Source organism: Bradyrhizobium sp. USDA 4501 (assembly GCF_054062115.1).
This window is the reverse complement of record NZ_JBSSEX010000001.1, coordinates 8,428,866-8,444,923: the sequence shown is the minus strand read 5'-3', so window position 1 is coordinate 8,444,923 and position 16,058 is coordinate 8,428,866. Positions and strand designations below refer to the sequence as shown.

The 16,058-nt window shown below is 65.0% G+C and carries 17 protein-coding genes; 11 read left to right on the top strand and 6 right to left on the bottom strand.

Going from position 1 to position 16,058, the window contains the following annotated elements:
* The first annotated feature begins 235 nt into the window (after positions 1-235).
* The gene (locus tag ACVWZM_RS39340) at positions 236-1,045 is read left to right on the top strand and encodes a hypothetical protein (RefSeq protein WP_229192711.1); all 810 of its coding nucleotides are present in this window, start codon (positions 236-238) and stop codon (positions 1,043-1,045) included.
* Positions 1,046-1,551: 506 nt separating this feature from the next.
* A protein-coding gene (locus ACVWZM_RS39335) for an IS5 family transposase (protein ID WP_456815844.1) occupies positions 1,552-2,312 on the top strand; the annotation gives its coding sequence in 2 pieces (ribosomal slippage) (positions 1,552-1,897 and positions 1,897-2,312; 762 coding nt in all).
* Between the two features lie 285 nt (positions 2,313-2,597).
* On the opposite strand, the gene ACVWZM_RS39330 is transcribed toward ACVWZM_RS39335, so the two are convergent.
* Positions 2,598-3,368, bottom strand: coding sequence for a gamma-glutamyl-gamma-aminobutyrate hydrolase family protein (locus ACVWZM_RS39330; RefSeq protein WP_456855958.1), 771 nt, complete (start codon positions 3,366-3,368; stop codon positions 2,598-2,600).
* 278 nt (positions 3,369-3,646) lie between these two features.
* On the opposite strand from ACVWZM_RS39330, the gene ACVWZM_RS39325 reads away from it, so the two are divergent.
* On the top strand, positions 3,647-4,783 hold the full coding sequence (locus ACVWZM_RS39325) for an AI-2E family transporter (protein ID WP_141342878.1): 1,137 nt from the start codon (positions 3,647-3,649) through the stop codon (positions 4,781-4,783).
* Positions 4,784-4,790: 7 nt separating this feature from the next.
* On the opposite strand, the gene ACVWZM_RS39320 is transcribed toward ACVWZM_RS39325, so the two are convergent.
* The 5 genes from ACVWZM_RS39320 to ACVWZM_RS39300 all read right to left on the bottom strand — a co-directional run bounded on the left by ACVWZM_RS39320 (position 4,791) and on the right by ACVWZM_RS39300 (position 8,060).
* Positions 4,791-5,027, bottom strand: coding sequence for a hypothetical protein (locus ACVWZM_RS39320; protein WP_028333932.1), 237 nt, complete (start codon positions 5,025-5,027; stop codon positions 4,791-4,793).
* Positions 5,028-5,071: 44 nt separating this feature from the next.
* On the bottom strand, positions 5,072-6,289 hold the full coding sequence (locus tag ACVWZM_RS39315) for a GGDEF domain-containing protein (RefSeq protein ID WP_057020653.1): 1,218 nt from the start codon (positions 6,287-6,289) through the stop codon (positions 5,072-5,074).
* A gap of 249 nt (positions 6,290-6,538) precedes the next feature.
* A complete protein-coding gene (rpsI, locus tag ACVWZM_RS39310; protein WP_028333930.1) occupies positions 6,539-7,015 on the bottom strand; it encodes a 30S ribosomal protein S9 in 477 nt (158 codons plus the stop codon).
* The gene (gene rplM / locus ACVWZM_RS39305; RefSeq protein WP_016840522.1) at positions 7,015-7,479 is read right to left on the bottom strand and encodes a 50S ribosomal protein L13; all 465 of its coding nucleotides are present in this window, start codon (positions 7,477-7,479) and stop codon (positions 7,015-7,017) included. The genes rpsI and rplM overlap by 1 nt, the downstream gene beginning before the upstream one ends.
* 152 nt (positions 7,480-7,631) lie before the next feature.
* Positions 7,632-8,060 carry a PaaI family thioesterase gene (locus ACVWZM_RS39300; RefSeq protein ID WP_028340177.1) on the bottom strand — a complete coding sequence of 143 codons (429 nt, stop codon included), beginning with the start codon at positions 8,058-8,060 and terminating at the stop codon, positions 7,632-7,634.
* A 70-nt stretch (positions 8,061-8,130) separates the two neighbouring features.
* Here ACVWZM_RS39300 and ACVWZM_RS39295 point away from each other — a divergent pair, with 70 nt between their 5' ends.
* The 8 genes from ACVWZM_RS39295 to nadC all read left to right on the top strand — a co-directional run bounded on the left by ACVWZM_RS39295 (position 8,131) and on the right by nadC (position 16,050).
* Positions 8,131-8,958 carry an enoyl-CoA hydratase gene (locus ACVWZM_RS39295; protein ID WP_057020655.1) on the top strand — a complete coding sequence of 276 codons (828 nt, stop codon included), beginning with the start codon at positions 8,131-8,133 and terminating at the stop codon, positions 8,956-8,958.
* 106 nt (positions 8,959-9,064) lie between these two features.
* A complete protein-coding gene (locus ACVWZM_RS39290; protein WP_057020656.1) occupies positions 9,065-9,649 on the top strand; it encodes a CoA-binding protein in 585 nt (194 codons plus the stop codon).
* A 148-nt stretch (positions 9,650-9,797) separates the two neighbouring features.
* On the top strand, positions 9,798-11,078 hold the full coding sequence (locus ACVWZM_RS39285) for an O-acetylhomoserine aminocarboxypropyltransferase (protein WP_076825306.1): 1,281 nt from the start codon (positions 9,798-9,800) through the stop codon (positions 11,076-11,078).
* Between the two features lie 157 nt (positions 11,079-11,235).
* On the top strand, positions 11,236-11,643 hold the full coding sequence (locus tag ACVWZM_RS39280) for a hypothetical protein (protein WP_456855957.1): 408 nt from the start codon (positions 11,236-11,238) through the stop codon (positions 11,641-11,643).
* 119 nt (positions 11,644-11,762) lie between these two features.
* Positions 11,763-12,614 (top strand): NUDIX hydrolase, encoded by an 852-nt coding sequence (locus ACVWZM_RS39275; RefSeq protein ID WP_233286175.1) that lies wholly within the window; start codon positions 11,763-11,765, stop codon positions 12,612-12,614.
* 54 nt (positions 12,615-12,668) lie between these two features.
* Positions 12,669-13,655, top strand: a complete 987-nt coding sequence (nadA, locus tag ACVWZM_RS39270; RefSeq protein WP_456855955.1) for a quinolinate synthase NadA — start codon at positions 12,669-12,671, stop codon at positions 13,653-13,655.
* Positions 13,652-15,202 (top strand): L-aspartate oxidase, encoded by a 1,551-nt coding sequence (locus ACVWZM_RS39265; protein ID WP_456855953.1) that lies wholly within the window; start codon positions 13,652-13,654, stop codon positions 15,200-15,202. The genes nadA and ACVWZM_RS39265 overlap by 4 nt, the downstream gene beginning before the upstream one ends.
* Positions 15,199-16,050: a carboxylating nicotinate-nucleotide diphosphorylase gene (gene nadC, locus ACVWZM_RS39260; protein WP_456855951.1), complete on the top strand. Its 852-nt coding sequence runs from the start codon at positions 15,199-15,201 to the stop codon at positions 16,048-16,050. Before ACVWZM_RS39265 ends, nadC begins: the two co-directional genes overlap by 4 nt.
* Positions 16,051-16,058 lie beyond the last annotated feature (8 nt).

Sequence of the window (16,058 nt, the reverse complement as noted above, 5' to 3'; positions counted from 1 at the left end):
GCCCCGTGGCAAGCGGTGTTCCCGATTGCGGACGAACAATATCTCGGCCAAAATCGTCGGGACAGTTCAGGAAGGATGAGCTTACAAAAGAGAGACGATGTGACGTGCAGGCCGCATCCTCATCCCTCGTAGGCTTAAGCTGCAAATACCGATCTGGGTCCCGTTGAATGTTAGCGCGCCGAAGAGCGGATCTGCTCTCAAGGCGGGTGACTTTGCATTTGCTACGGAGCACAAAATGGATTCCATGCTGAATGACAGGGTCGCGGAAGGGCGGCTCGTGAGCTTGGAAGAGCAGCTTTCGAACCTCGCGCGCGAAGCAGGAGTCAGCCCTTCCGGCCCGCCGACCGGCAAGAAAGCGTTTCACGCGCCGCTAGAAGCGGTTCATCGATTGGCGGATTGGCGCCACCTGGCCATTGTCGGTTCCGTGCTGGCAGCATGCATAGGTGGCGCTGCTTGGTGGTGGTCGTCACCCAGCGATACGGCGATGGTGGCCTCCCCTGGCCACTCCTCACCTCCTGCGCAAACCCCGCCGAAAGACGCCGCGCCGAAAGACGTTGCGCCGACTGCCGCCGCACTTTCTTCCGACTTGGCGCAGCAGCTTCAACCGATGGCGCGCGATCTCGCGGCCTTGAGGCAGGCGGTCGAACAGCTTGAGGTGAGGCAAGAACAATTGGTCCGCGACCATAAAAATGTCGCAAGCCAACTCGAGGCGAGCCAAGCAGAAATGGCACGCAGCAAAGATATCATCGACCAGATCAAGGCGACCCAGGATCAGATGGCGCGCGAGAGCGAGACGGTCACCGAGCGGCTCAACGCAAGCCAGGACCAGCTGGCCGGTGTCATTGCGAACGCCGCAGAGCCGAAGGTGAGCCCCGAACAGCCAAAGGTAAGCCCCGAACAGCCAACGGTAGCCCCAGAAATACCACTGCCGCGTCCGCGGCCGTCGACCGATGTTGCCCAGGCGCGCAAACCGGCGCCAACCCCGACGCGGCCGCACGCCACCAGCAAACCGCAACCGCCGGCATGGCCATGGTCAGTGCGCTAATGCCGTGACGTGCTGCTTCCTGCGTGCCGTCGACGCGGCAACGGCCGGTACCTGCACTTTGCGATCAATGAAGCAACACGAAGAGGCCGCTGGCGCTGGTCAGCGGCCTCTTGAACCTGATCTTAAATGAACGTCTTGGTGGTAAAATCTTTGCCTCAGGTCCGCCTTTATTAAACGGGGAATTTGCCACACAGTGAAGTCCCAACAGGTGCGATGCTCAACGGAACTCTTGTGACGTTGCGGGGACAACACACTTTGCTTTCGTGACGTCCTGAGTTCTAGGAACGATCTACTCGCCTGCCGCTCGGCTCCCATCGATTGGCCAAGGAAAGCCCCGCGTCTTTCATGGCTTCCCGAACCGAGGTTCGACAAACCGACCCGACGGACAGGCGACGCCACACCTTTGGTGTCGTCCCTGCGAAAGCACTAGGACCGATCGACATTCAGGATTCCCAAGCGGTTTGATCGCTGATTCATAGAGTTCCGTGATTCGAGACACGGAGCAGATGGTGGCGGCGAAACGATATGAGCTGACGGAGGCGCAATGGGCGAGGATTGCGCCACTGCTGCCGGGGAAAGCTGGCGACCCGGGACGTACGGCTGCGGACAATCGACTGTTCGTCAACGGATGTTTGTGGGTTTTGCGATCGGGCGCACACTGGAGCGACCTGCCGGAACGGTACGGCAAGTGGAAAACGGTGCATCAGCGCTTCAGCCGCTGGTGCCATGCCGGCGTCTGGGAGTGCGTGTTCGCTGCTCTGACCGCCGATCGCGACAACCAGTATCTGATGATCGACAGCACCATCGTTCGCGCCCACCAGCAGGCGACGAGCGGAAAAGGGGGGCCAAAGATCAGGCGCTGGGGCGTTCCCGAGGTGGACTGACCACCAAGATCCACATGCTGGCTGATGCGCTCGGCCGTCCGCTCCGCTTCATCGTCACGGCTGGGCAAGTTAATGACATCACCCAGGCGCCGGCACTGCTCCACGGCCAAAGCGGCGATGCCGTGCTCGCCGACAAGGCCTATGACAGCAACGCCCTGCGTGCGATCATCGCGGAAATCGGCGCAACGGCGGTGATCCCGTCAAACCGCACCCGCAGGATCATCATTCCGCACGACGCCGACGCATACAAACAGCGCAACCGCATCGAGCGCTGCTTTTGCCAGCTCAAACACTTCCGACGCTTGGCAACCCGTTATGACAGGCGATCTGACAACTTTACCGGCTTCATCCATCTCGCTGCCGCAATGATCTGGATGCAATGAATGTCGATCGGTCCTAGGGTTGCGCCCGCCGATTTCGGCTCTCGCCTAGTAGCTAACCCCTTGATGATGAGTCGGTTTTCTAGCCTCGAAGAGATGTGTAAATGCCCTAGTGCGAAAGCAGGGACCCATAACCACCGACGGTCCTTGTTGAGCAGTGCCGCAACGACGAGTCCCCCTCCACAACAACCGCCGCGGAGCATGGTCCCTGCCTTCGTAGGGACGACAGCGCGTTTTTCGGAGACGACGTCGTGATTAACGCGCAGGGACGGTGGCGGTGAAACCGTCCTACGCCGCCCGCCGCCGTTCGCGCAGCGCGTCGCCGAAGGCTTCGAACAGGGCGCGGTTGATCGGATTGCGCTGCGGATCGTATTCGGCGTGCCACTGCACACCCAGCGCAAAACCCGGCGCATCGGCGATGCGGATCGCCTCGATGGTGCCGTCCTCGGCGATGCCCTCGATCACGACGCGCTTGCCGGGCTCGAGGATGCCCTGGCCGTGCAGCGAATTGACTCGAATGGTCTCCCGGCCGAGGATTTTTGCGAACGCGCCGCCCGGCGTCAGCGCGACGTCATGACGGTCGGCGAACACAACGGTCGGGTCAGGATGGATCTCGCCGTTCTCCAGCCGCGGCATCCGGTGGTTCATGCGGCCCGGAATCTCGCGGATCTCCGGATGCAGCGAGCCGCCGAAGGCGACGTTCATCTCCTGCAGGCCGCGGCAGATACCGAAGATCGGCACACCGCGCGCGACGCAGGCTTCCGACAGCGCCAGCGCAACGTCGTCGCGGTGGATGTCGTAGGGCTCGTGGGCGGCGCAAGGTTCGGTATTGAAGCGGGTCGGATGAACATTGGCGCGGGCCCCGGTCAGCACCACGCCGTCGACCACGTCGAGCAAGGCACTGACCTCGGTGATTTCGGGGCTGCCGGCGAACATCAGCGGCACCGCGCCCGACACCTCGGCAACCGCGCGAAGGTTGCGCTCCCCGACCGTCTGGACTGTGAAACGATTTTCGATGCGATGGGCGTTTCCGATCACGCCGACCACGGGCCGTCTCATTATTGAAGTCTCGCGCAATGATTCTTCTAAGTTTGCGACGTTGCGGAGACGATCATGCCTTCGAGTTCCCGCCGGATCAACTGTCTATATCTGCACAGGGGGGCTTGCAGTCCTGCACAGATTCGCGCCCCTCGGGACCCAACGCCGGCCAGATGCCCACCGATCGCGCCCGGCCCCGCACCCCGTCAGCGGCGAACCGGCACGGCCCCGCCAGCTTGATCCCGGCGGGGTTTTCGCCAAAGACTGCGCGAAACACCGTCGCGAAGGGGGAATCACCCGTGACAGACTCGGCTGACAATCGCCTGCAGGCCCGCAACGACTTGGCATGGGCGATCGCCGTCGGCGGCATCGGCGTGGTGCTGTTCGCTGCCCTGCTGACCTTCGCCTGGCATTTTGCCGCGACCTTGTTCCTGCTGTTCGCCGGCATGCTGCTCGGGGTCGCCCTCAATGCCATGACCACCCTGCTCGGCCGGCTGACCAAGCTGCCCCACGCGTTGCGGCTTGCGATCGTCTGCCTGGCGATGGCCGGGCTGCTGTCGGGCATCGTGTTCCTCGGCGGCACCACGATCGCGCAGCAGGCCACGGTGCTGAGCAACACGATCAAATCGCAGCTCGGCAGCGTCAAGGACTTCCTCGAACAGCACGGGGTCGACACCAGCTATCTCGATTTCACCAATGCCGCGGGCGAGGCAAAGGGCGAAGGCACCGCCGTGACGACGACGACAACGACGCCCCCATCGTCGCAGTCCCATGGCATCCCCGGCGCCGGCGCGCTGGCCTCAAGCGGCGGCGCCATCATCAGCCAGACGCTGAAGGTGCTACTCGGCACCGTCAGCGTCGTCGGCAACTTCTTCATCGTGCTGTTTCTCGGGCTCGCCTTCGCGGCCCAGCCCAGCATCTACCGCGCCGGGCTGTTGTTCATCGCGCCGGTCAAGTACCGCGCGCAGGCGACCATCATCGTCGACCGCATCGGCGAGACACTGGAGCGCTGGCTGATCGCGCAGATCATCACGATGACGGCGGTATTCCTCGTCACCTGGATCGGGCTTGCCATCATCGGCATTCCGAGCTCGTTCATCCTCGGCATCCAGGCCGGCCTGCTCGCCTTCATTCCGACGGTCGGCGCGATCCTCGGCGGGCTGATCGTGGTGCTCGCGAGCCTTGCGACCGGATGGATCGCGGCGCTGTCGGCCTTCATCCTGTTCCTCGGCGTCCACGCGCTGGAAAGCTACGTGCTGACGCCGATCATCCAGCGCCAGGCGCTCGACATCCCGCCGGCCACGCTGTTCGCGTTCCAGATCCTGCTCGGCGTCGTGTTCGGCATCTGGGGGCTGGCGCTGGCGCTGCCGCTGATGGCGATCGCCAAGGTGATGATCGACCACTTCAAGACGGAGGATCCGGCGCGGGCCGCGTGACCGCACGTCAGGAGAGCAGCAGCACCGTTCCCGCGACCATCAGCATCACGCCGGCCAGCATCACCATCGGCCAGCGACTCTTCGGCGGCTGGTATCGCCCCTGCGCGCGCCGTTCGGCGATCAGCGCGGTCTCGTATTCATGCGAGTCCGAGAACAGGCAGGCGAAACCGCTGCGCGCCGAAACCGCGTCGGCTTCGAGCGACATCAGGGCTGACTGCGGATTGCGGGTGCGGATCGACTCCATGCCCGAAAGCATGGGATCGAATGGTTAACCACTCGTTACCGCACTCATGCCCGGACGCTCGCCGGCTTTTGCCGCGCCGAAGCCGGCAGGCCCGCGGTCTTGCGCCGCCAGTTCTCCAGCGAGAGCGGCAATTCCTCCGCTGCCTCGACGCGGTTGCGGCCGCCGCGCTTGGCCTGGTAGAGCGCGGTGTCGGCCGAGGCCAACAGCACCTCGAGCTCGGTGCCGGCGGGACCGCCTGCGACGCCGATGCTGACCGTGGTGTCGACCGCGCCTTCCTCGCAGGTGATGTTGCTGTTCTCGAAGGCTTCGCGCACGCGCTCGGCGACCAGCACACCCTCCTCCAGCGAGCACGGCAGCAGCGCCGCGAATTCCTCGCCGCCGATCCGGCCCGACAGATCGCTGATCCTGAGGCTGTTGACCACGACAGCGGAGAACAGCTTCAGGATCTCGTCACCCGCGGGATGGCCGAAGCGGTCGTTGATTGACTTGAAGTGATCGATGTCGAAGATCATCACGGTGACCGGCCGGCCGGCAATGGACTCGCGCTCGATCACCCGCGCGCAGGCCTCGGTGAAGCCGCGGCGGTTGAGCATGCCGCTCAGGGGGTCGATCGACGCGGCCGTCTTGTGCACGGCCACCGCGCGGTCCGACACCATCATGAAGATCACGAACACCGTGCCGATCGCGTACAGCACGAGTTCGATCGAAAACAGCGTGACCCAAAAGCTGGAGACGAAATTCTGGCCGTTCAATCGCAGCAGGTCGCCGACCAGGATCGGCAGCATCAGGACGCAACCGTGCGCGACCGGGATGACGATCGCAAGCCAGCGCCGTTGCATCGCGCGGCGGCGCTCGCTCCACAGTTCTGATGCGGTCAGCGCGGCGTAGATCGCGACGATCCCGGCACCGATCGTCAGGCGCATCGCGGGATCCTCAACCGTCGTCACCGCCCCGATCCATGCGATCGGGCCGAGCACGAGGCCCAGCAAATTGGCCTTGCGGCCGTGGAAAATGCGCGCGGCATTCCAGACCAGGCCGCAGGCGGCGAAGCCGATCGCATTGAGGCCCAGCAGAACCATCGGATCGAGCGTCGAACTACCGACCGTCCAGACCGCGACCGAGGCCGCGCCGAGCAGATAGGCGGTGCCCCACCATTTCAGCGCGGAAATGTTCTCCTGCCTGCCGAACAACCACAGCATGGCGCCGAGCATGCCCGCGACCATGGTGGCGAACAAATAAAGTGTCGATGGATCGAACGACATAAACTCACCCCAGCCCGGTGTGATGCAACGTTCGCAGGCGCAAATGAATACGGTGATGCAGCGCCATTGCGAGCCCGCAAGCTAGAAGGTGCGAGTTCCAATTTCGTTTGCACGCACACGCAAGTTTTCATGAAAAACTGCGCTAATTCGCGCCGAAGCATCGCCGGTCGGACGCAGCAAAAAGGGCGCCTCGCGGCGCCCTCTGCAACTCGATGCCCGCGGCAATTGCCGCGAATTTTAGAACTCGAATTAGCGCTTCGAGAACTGGAAGGACTTGCGGGCCTTCGCCTTGCCGTACTTCTTGCGCTCGACCGAGCGGCTGTCGCGGGTCAGGAAGCCGCCCTTCTTGAGGACGCCGCGCAGCTCTGGCTCGAAGTTGGTGAGCGCCTTCGAGATGCCGTGGCGGACAGCACCGGCCTGGCCGGAGAGACCGCCGCCGGCGACGGTGCAGATCACGTCATACTGGCCGTTACGGGCGGCAGCGACCAGCGGCTGCTGGATCATCATGCGCAGCACCGGGCGGGCGAAGTAGACTTCGAACTCGCGGGTGTTGACCGAGATCTTGCCGGAGCCCGGCTTGACCCAGACGCGGGCGACCGCGTCCTTGCGCTTGCCGGTGGCGTAGGCGCGGTTGTACTTGTCGACCTTCTTGACGTATTTCGGCGCGTCGGGAGCGGCCGGCTTGACCTGCGAGAGCTGGTCGAGGGACTGCAACGTATCGGACATTATGCGGCCCTCGTGTTCTTGCGATTCAGGGAAGCGATATCGACCTTCTCGGGGCTCTGCGCTTCATGCGGATGATCGGCACCCGGATAGACGCGCAGATTGCCCATCTGCATACGGCCGAGCGGACCGCGCGGGATCATGCGCTCGATCGCCTTCTCGACGACGCGCTCCGGGAAGCGGCCCTCGAGGATCTGCTTCGCGGTGCGCTCCTTGATGCCACCGATGAAGCCGGTGTGCTTGTAGTAAGTCTTCTGGTCGCGCTTGCGACCGGTCAGCACCACATGCGCGGCGTTGACGATGATGACGTTGTCGCCGCAATCGACATGCGGGGTGTAGGTGGGCAGGTGTTTGCCGCGCAGGCGCATCGCGACGAGCGTGGCGAGACGACCGACGACCAGACCCTTGGCGTCGATCACGACCCACTTCTTCGTCACTTCGGCGGGCTTGGCCGAGAACGTGCTCATGTGTGAAATCCGTGAAAAAGAAATCGGCGCCGTATGCGCCGAACTGGCAGCTTTCTAGAGAAGCCGCAATCGCGCGTCAACGCCCACGCGCTCAAATTACATCAGAAAAAACAATGGCTTGCAATTATGGTGCAATAATACCGTAGAAAAGCCTATTGATTTGGAATGGAATAGGTCGCCGTGACATGGGCGATGGGATCGGGAGACGAGCCGGACAGCAGGTTGACCTCGCCGACCGCGAGCCGCTTGCCGAGCTTGAGCAGCCTCGCCACCGCAAGTACGTCCTGCCCCGGCTGACCCTTGCGCAGGAAGTTGATGTTGAGGTTGGTGGTCACGGCAAGGCCAACCGGCCCGATCGCCGACAGCAGCACCACGTACATCGCGAAATCCGCCAGGCCCATCAGGGTCGGCCCGGACACCGTACCGCCAGGCCGCAGCATGCGCTCGCTGAAGCGCTGGCGCAGCAGGGCCGTCTCGCCGTCGGCGCTTTCGATCCGGACATCGTCGTGGACGAACGCCTGCGGGAATTCCCTCCGCAGGAACTCCTCCACGTCAGCCACGCTCATTTTCGCAGTCGCCATGCCGTCCCTGCCCTCGCTTCAGCCTGCCTGTTACATTAAGTTGTCACAGAGACCAAAGTGGAATTTCAGCATGTCCGCCCAAGCCGCCCGCGCCGAAGCGCCGCAACACCAGCCGATCCTGCTGCGCGAGACCGTCGGCAGTATCGCGCTACTGACGCTCAATCGCCCCGGAGCGCGCAACAGCCTCTCCGAGGGCCTGATCGCCGAGCTGCACGCCGCCCTGAACGATGTCGGCGGCGACAAGCGCATCCGCGCCGTCGTGCTCGCCGCCAAAGGCCCGGCGTTCTGCGCCGGCCACGACCTCAAGGAGCTTACCGCGCGCCGTAGCGATGCCGACCGCGGCCGCGCCTATTTCGCGCAAATCATGAACGCCTGCAGCGCGATGATGCAGGCCATCGTGCGCCTGCCGAAGCCGGTGGTCGCATCCATCCAGGGCATCGCCACCGCGGCCGGCTGCCAGCTCGTCGCAAGTTGCGACCTCGCGGTCGCCTCCGAAGCGGCGGCGTTCGCGACGCCGGGCGTCGACATCGGGCTGTTCTGCTCGACGCCGATGGTGGCGCTGTCGCGCAACGTGCCGCGCAAACAGGCCATGGAGATGCTGCTGACCGGAGAGCCGGTCTCGGCGGCAACGGCGCAGAGCATCGGCCTCGTCAACCGCGTGGTATCCGCTGGCACCGAACGCGACGCCGCGATCGCGCTGGCCGAGAAGGTCGCGCTGAAATCGGCCTACACCGTCAAGCTCGGCAAGGAAGCGTTCTATCGCCAGGCCGAGATGAACCTCGCCGATGCCTATCGCTTCGCCGCCGAGGTGATGACCGAAAACATGATGGCGCGCGACGCCGAGGAAGGCATCGGTGCCTTCATCGAGAAGCGCGATCCGAAGTGGCAGGACAAGTGACGACCTGAGGTCGTCATTCCGGGATGGTGCATTAGCACCAGACCCGGAATCTCGAGATTCCGGGTTCTCGCTGCGCGAGCCCCGGAATGACAAACCCGGAAGAAAAATGAATCACGACGCCTACGACGACAATTACATCCGCAGCATTCTGAACAACGTCAAGACCATCGCGATGGTCGGCGCCTCGCCGGTCAATGTGCGGCCGAGCTATTTCGCGTTCAAATATCTGGCGCAGCGCGGCTACGACATGATCCCGGTCAACCCCGGCCATGTCGGCAAGACGCTGATGGGCAAGCCGTTCGTCGCCTCGCTTGCGGATATCGATCGGCCGATCGACATGATCGACATCTTCCGCAATTCAAGCCACATCATGCCCGTGGTCGAGGAGGCGCTGAAATTGTCGACGCCGCCGAAGGTGATCTGGATGCAGCTTGGCGCACGCGACGACGCCGCGGCCGAGAAGGCGGAAGCCGCGGGCCTCAAAGTGGTGATGAACCGCTGCCCGAAGATCGAGTATGGCCGGCTGTCGTCGGAGATCTCGTGGATGGGCGTCAACTCGCGCACGCTGAGTTCCAAGCGTGCGCCGATCCCGACGCAGGGCATGCGGCTGTCGCTCAATCGCACGAGCTTCGGCGGCGGACAGACCGCGGCGTCCGACCGCGCGGCAAAGAACAAGACCGAGACGACCTGACATCGCGGCGGAATAATCGCTGCGATCATCCGGTATAGCGCGGGATGCCCCTCCAAAAACTGGCGATGCGCCCAACTCGCTTGACGGCGGGCGCCGTCGCCATCAGCATGCCGCGCGTTTCGACCAGGCCACAACAGGATACTAAAGAATGACCGATCGCCTTCCGGGATTTTCCACCCTCGCCGTGCACGCCGGCGCGCAGCCTGATCCCACCACTGGCGCGCGGGCGACACCGATCTACCAGACCACGTCATTTGTCTTCAACGATGCCGACCACGCGGCCTCGCTGTTCGGCCTGCAGGCTTTCGGCAACATCTATACCCGCATCGGCAACCCGACCAATGCCGTGCTCGAGGAACGTGTCGCAGCCCTCGAAGGCGGCACCGCGGCGCTCGCCGTCGCTTCCGGTCACGCGGCGCAGGTCGTCGTGCTGCAGCAGCTGTTGAAGCCCGGCGATGAGATCATCGCGGCACGCAAGCTCTATGGCGGCTCGATCAACCAGTTCACCCACGCCTTCAAGGCGTTTGGCTGGAATGTGGCCTGGGCCGACCCCGATGAGATCGAAAGCTTCGAGCGCGCGGTGACGCCGCACACCAAGGCGATCTTCATCGAGTCGATCGCCAACCCGGCCGGCAGCATCACCGATATCGAGGCGATCGCGGCCGTTGCGCGCAAGGCCGGCGTGCCGCTGATCGTCGACAACACACTGGCCTCGCCCTATCTGATCAAGCCGATCGACCACGGCGCCGACATCGTCGTGCACTCCCTGACCAAGTTCCTCGGCGGTCACGGCAACTCACTCGGCGGCATCATCGTCGATGCCGGCACCTTCGACTGGTCGAAGGACAACAAATATCCGATGCTGAGCGAGCCGCGCCCGGAATATCACGGCATCCGGATCCAGGAGACCTTCGGCAACTTCGCCTTCGCGATCGCCTGCCGCGTGCTCGGTCTGCGCGACCTCGGCCCCGCGCTGTCGCCGTTCAACGCCTTCATGATCCTGACCGGCATCGAGACGCTGCCGCTGCGCATGCAGAAGCACTGCGACAACGCCAAGGCGGTGGCGGAATTCCTCTCCACCCACCCCGCGGTCTCAGCAGTGAACTATGCCGGCCTGCCCGGCGACAGGTACAACGCCTTGCAGCGCAAATATGCGCCGAAGGGAGCCGGGGCGGTGTTCACGTTTAGCCTTAAGGGCGGCTATGACGCCGGCGTCAATCTGGTGTCGAACCTGAAGCTGTTTTCGCATCTCGCCAATGTCGGCGACACCCGCTCGCTGGTGATCCATCCGGCCTCCACCACCCACAGCCAGCTCGACGACGCCGCCAAGGTGAGGTCGGGCGCGGCGCCCGAGGTGGTGCGGCTTTCGATCGGCATCGAGGATAAGGAGGACCTGATCGCCGACCTCGACCAGGCCCTGCGCGCCTGATCCCGCAATTGTTCCGGAGCGGTGCGCCGCATCACTCCGGAAGCTTGCCCATGGAGACGGACATCCCGTTAACGCTTAATACCGACGGGCCTCTCGTTAACGTTCAATCCGGCTTAAAGTGGCAGTGATAGGCTCCGGATGATTCGGGAGACCATTGATGCTGCGCTGGACATTGCCGCTCGCGATCGCATTGTTTGCGATCCCGCCTGCTGACGCCGCCGACGGCCCGGCCGTCGCCAAGAGCGCGACCGTCAAGGCCGCGCGCCAGCTGCCGGCGGGCCTACCGCACCGGCATTACGCCTACCGCACCACCATCACATCGCCGACCTATGTCCGGCGCGGACGCCAGCTCGTGGTCGTCGAGCAGCCCGTGGTGATCCCGCTCAATTCCGAGCCGTATATCCCGTTCGTGCCCGGCGAGCCGCTGCTGCCGGGGTCGTCGTCGCTGCCCGGCTATTACGGCAACTGGCACTCCTACAACTATTTCGGCCCGTACTACGGCGGTGCCTATGTGACCTATTGGGACCGCCTGCCCTACGCCTGTGGCGTCTACGACTACTGCTAGCGCGGACCGATCGGGTGGCCAGATCGCCGCAGAAATCCAGCGCACCGGCTTCGGGGAACGCGGTGACCGCCGATCTCGTCGCGGTGCTGGTCGCCGTCACCGAGGGCACGCCCAAGATCATGACCATCGCCGGCGGCTCCGCGCTGCCGAGCGGCCCGTTCGAGTTCACTCATCGCTCGCTGCAGACCGCGCTGCGGGCCTGGGTCGAAGCGCAGACCGGCCACCCGCTCGGCTATGTCGAGCAGCTCTACACCTTTGCCGACCGCGGCCGCTCCGGCGATGCCAAGGGGCCGCACAGCGTCTCGATCAGCTATCTCGGCCTGACCCGCGAGGATCGGGTCGGCGAAGGCTTCGAGGCGCACTGGTCCGGCTGGTACGACTACTTCCCCTGGGAGGATCATCGCGCCGGCGCGCCGGCCTTCCTGGCGAAGACGATCGCGCCGAAGCTGAAAACGTGGGCGAAGGCGGCGCCGTCACCGACGCTGCAGCGCGAGCGCTGGCAGCGTTGCGCCATCACCTTCGGTCTCGACGATCGCGACTGGAACGAAGAGCTGGTGCTGCAACGCTATGAGCTGCTCTATGAGGCTTCGCTGATCCCGGAAGCCGGGCGCGCGCATGGCCGCGAGGCGCCGGTCGTGCCGGGCAAGCCGATGACGGCGGATCATCGCCGCATTCTCGCGACCGGGATCGCGCGGCTGCGCGCCAAGATCAAATACCGTCCGGTGGTATTCGAGCTGATGCCGGCCGAGTTCACCCTGCTGCAACTGCAACGCAGTGTTGAGGCGCTCGCAGGCCGGCTGGTCCACAAGCAGAACTTCCGCCGGCTGATCGAGCAGCAGGAACTCGTTGAAGAGACTGGCGCAATGGCCGCCGATACCGTCGGCCGGCCGGCCAAGCTATTCCGCTTCCGCCATGCCGTGCTGGCCGAACGGGCCGTCGCCGGCACCAAGCTCCCGCTTTCGCGCACTTGACACGCCTTATGCTCAGGATAAGTATAAGCCATCTTATGCTCACGGAGAGTATAAATGGTTGCGCTCGATACCGATCTGCTCACCCGCACCGCGCCGCTTTATGAGCGCGTCAAACGCGTCATCCCGCCGTTCGAATGGGCCACGTTCGCCGAGGACGTCGATGCGATCCTCGCGCTGAAACGCCGCCGCAACGCGGTGGTACTGGCGCATAATTACCAGACGCCGGAGATCTTCCACGGCGTCGCCGATATCGTCGGCGACAGCCTGTTGCTCGCGCGCGAAGCAACCAAGGTCGATGCCGATGTCATCGTGCTCGCGGGCGTGCACTTCATGGCCGAGACCGCGAAGCTACTCAATCCGGCCAAGACCGTGCTGATCCCCGACCTCAAGGCCGGTTGCTCGCTGGCGGATTCCATCACCGCGCAGGACGTGCGGCTGATGCGCGCGCGCTACCCGGACGCACCGGTCGTCGCCTATGTCAACACCTCGACCGCGGTGAAGGCCGAGTCCGACATCTGCTGCACGTCGGGCAATGCGCTGAAGGTGGTTGAATCGCTCGGCGCCGAGCGCGTCATCATGCTCCCGGATGAATATCTGGCGCAGAACATCGCCAAGCAGACCAGCAAGAAGATCATCGCCTGGAAGGGCCACTGCGAGGTGCACGAGTTGTTCACCGCCGATGACGTGCGTCACCTGCGCGAGGATCATCCCGATGTCACCATCCTGGCGCATCCGGAATGCCCGCCCGAGGTGGTCGCCGAAGCGGACTTTGCCGGGTCGACGGCTGCGATCCAGTCGTTCGTCGAGACCAAACGTCCGCCGCGCGTCGTGCTGCTGACGGAATGCTCGATGAGCGACAACATCGCCGCGCTAAATCCCGGTGTCGACTTCGTCCGCCCCTGCAATCTCTGTCCGCACATGAAGCGGATCACGCTGAAGAACATCCGTCACGCGCTGGAGACCAACCAGCACGAGGTCACCATCGACTCCGCGATCGCTGATCGCGCGCGCAAGAGCGTCGAAAGGATGCTGGCGATATGAGCACCGATATCTCCGATCTCAACGGCCGCCCGGTGATCATCGGCGGCGGTGCCGCCGGGCTGATGACCGCGCTTCAGCTCGCCCCCGAGCCGGTCGTGCTGCTGTCGAAGTCGCCGCTCGGCGCGGAAGCTTCCAGCATGTGGGCTCAGGGCGGCCTTGCGGCGCCGGTCGGCGCAGATGACAGCCCTGCCCTGCATCTCGCCGATACGCTCGCGGCCGGCGCCGGCCTTTGCGACGCGGCCGCCGCGAGCCGGATCGTCCACGCCGCGCCCGCCGCCGTCGAGCAGCTGGCGAGGCTCGGCGTCGCCTTCGACCGGCACGCCGACGGCAGCTGGCGCCTCGGGCTCGAGGCCGCACACCGCCGCAACCGCATCGTGCACGCCACCGGCGACGGTACCGGACGCGAGATCATGCGCGCGCTGATCGCGGCGGTCCGGCGCACACCATCGATCACGCTGCTGGAAGGCGTCGAGGCGCGCCGGCTGCTGGTCGAGGACAATGCGGTCAGGGGCGTGCTTGCAGCCAACGCAAGCGGCGCGCTGACGATCACGACCAATCGCGTGGTGATCGCGACCGGCGGCATCGGTGGGCTGTTCGCCGACAGCACCAATCCCGGCGGGTGTTTCGGCCAGGGGCTCGCACTTGCCGCACAGGCCGGCGCGAAACTGTCGGACATCGAGTTCGTCCAGCTTCATCCGACCGCGTTCGACGGGCCGTCGCGCCCGATGCCGCTGCTGACCGAGGCGATCCGTGGCGATGGCGCGGTGTTGATCGACGAGACCGGCGAGCGCTTCATGGCCGATCAGCCCGGCGCCGAGCTTGCGCCACGCGACATCGTGGCGCGCGCCGTGTGGCACCACCGTGCCGCGGGGCATCGCACCTTCCTCGACGCGCGCCAACATCCGGGCGCGGAGTTTGCGCAGCGCTATCCCGTGATCAGCGCGTTCTGCAAGATGGCCGGCATCGACCCCGCCCATGATCCGATCCCGATCCGGCCGGCGGTTCACTACCATATGGGCGGCATCGCGGTTGATGGCTATGGCCGCAGCACGGTGCAGGGCCTGTGGGCCTGCGGCGAGGCCGCGCGCACCGGGTTGCACGGCGCCAACCGCCTCGCCAGCAACTCGCTGATGGAAGCGATCGTCTGCGCGCGCTGGGTCGCGGAGAGCATCGAAAGCGTAAGTGCGGGCCCGCGCGCCATGCTGCGCGACGATGCGATGCCACAGGCTTCCGATCCCTCCGCCGTGCGACCGATCCTCACCCAGGGACTCGGCGTCCTGCGCGATCGCGACGGGATCGCCCGCGCGATCCGCAGTCTCTATCCACTCGCATGCGGTCACAGTGCGGCGTCCGACGCAGCATTGGTCGGATTGATGGTCGCGGTTGCCGCCATCCGGCGTGAGGAAAGCCGCGGCGGCCACTTCCGCACCGATTTCCCGCACATTGCTGCGTCGGCCGTTCCGTCGTCCCTTACCCGCGCCGATGCACTCGCCGCCGCGCGCGACATCGTCGAATCCACGCCATTTGCCAGGAGTGCCCTGTCATGACCCTCACCCCCCTGCTGCCGCTGATCTATGAGCCGATCGTGCAGACCGCCTTGCGCGAGGATCTCGGCCGCGCCGGCGATATCACCGCAGACGCCATCGTGCTGGCCGGCCAGCAGGCGCGGCTGGTGATGCGGGCGCGGCAGCCCGGCGTGATCGCCGGGCTCGATGTCGCGCGGTCAGCCTTCCAGACGGTGTCGCCGGCCATCACGCTGCGCGCCGAACGGCCCGACGGCAGCGCGGTCGAACCCGACCAGGTCATCTCGATCATCGACGGCCCGGCCCGCAGCCTGCTCACCGCCGAGCGGACCGCGCTCAACTTCCTCTGCCATCTGAGCGGTGTCGCCACCGCAACGGCTACGCTGGTCAAGGCCGTGGCGGGCACCCGCGCGCAGATCGTCTGCACCCGCAAGACCACGCCGGGACTGCGTGCGCTGGAGAAATATGCGGTGCGCGCCGGCGGCGGCGGCAATCATCGCTTCGGGCTGGATGACGCGGTGCTGATCAAGGACAACCACATCGCGCTCGCCGGCGGCATCCGCACCGCGATCGAGCGCGCCAAGGCCAATACCGGCCATCTCGTCAAGATCGAGGTCGAGGTCGACACGCTGTCGCAGCTCGAGGAGGCGCTGACGCTCGGCGTCGACGCGGTGCTGCTCGACAACATGACGACCGAGCAGCTCAGCCAGGCGGTCGACATGGCGCGCGGCAAGGCGATCACCGAAGCCTCCGGCCGCATCACCGCGGCGACGGCCGCAGCGATTGCCGCAACCGGCGTCGACCTGATCTCGGTCGGCTGGGTGACCCACAGCTCGGCCGCGCTCGATATCGGGCTCGACTATCTGTCCTGATCGATCAA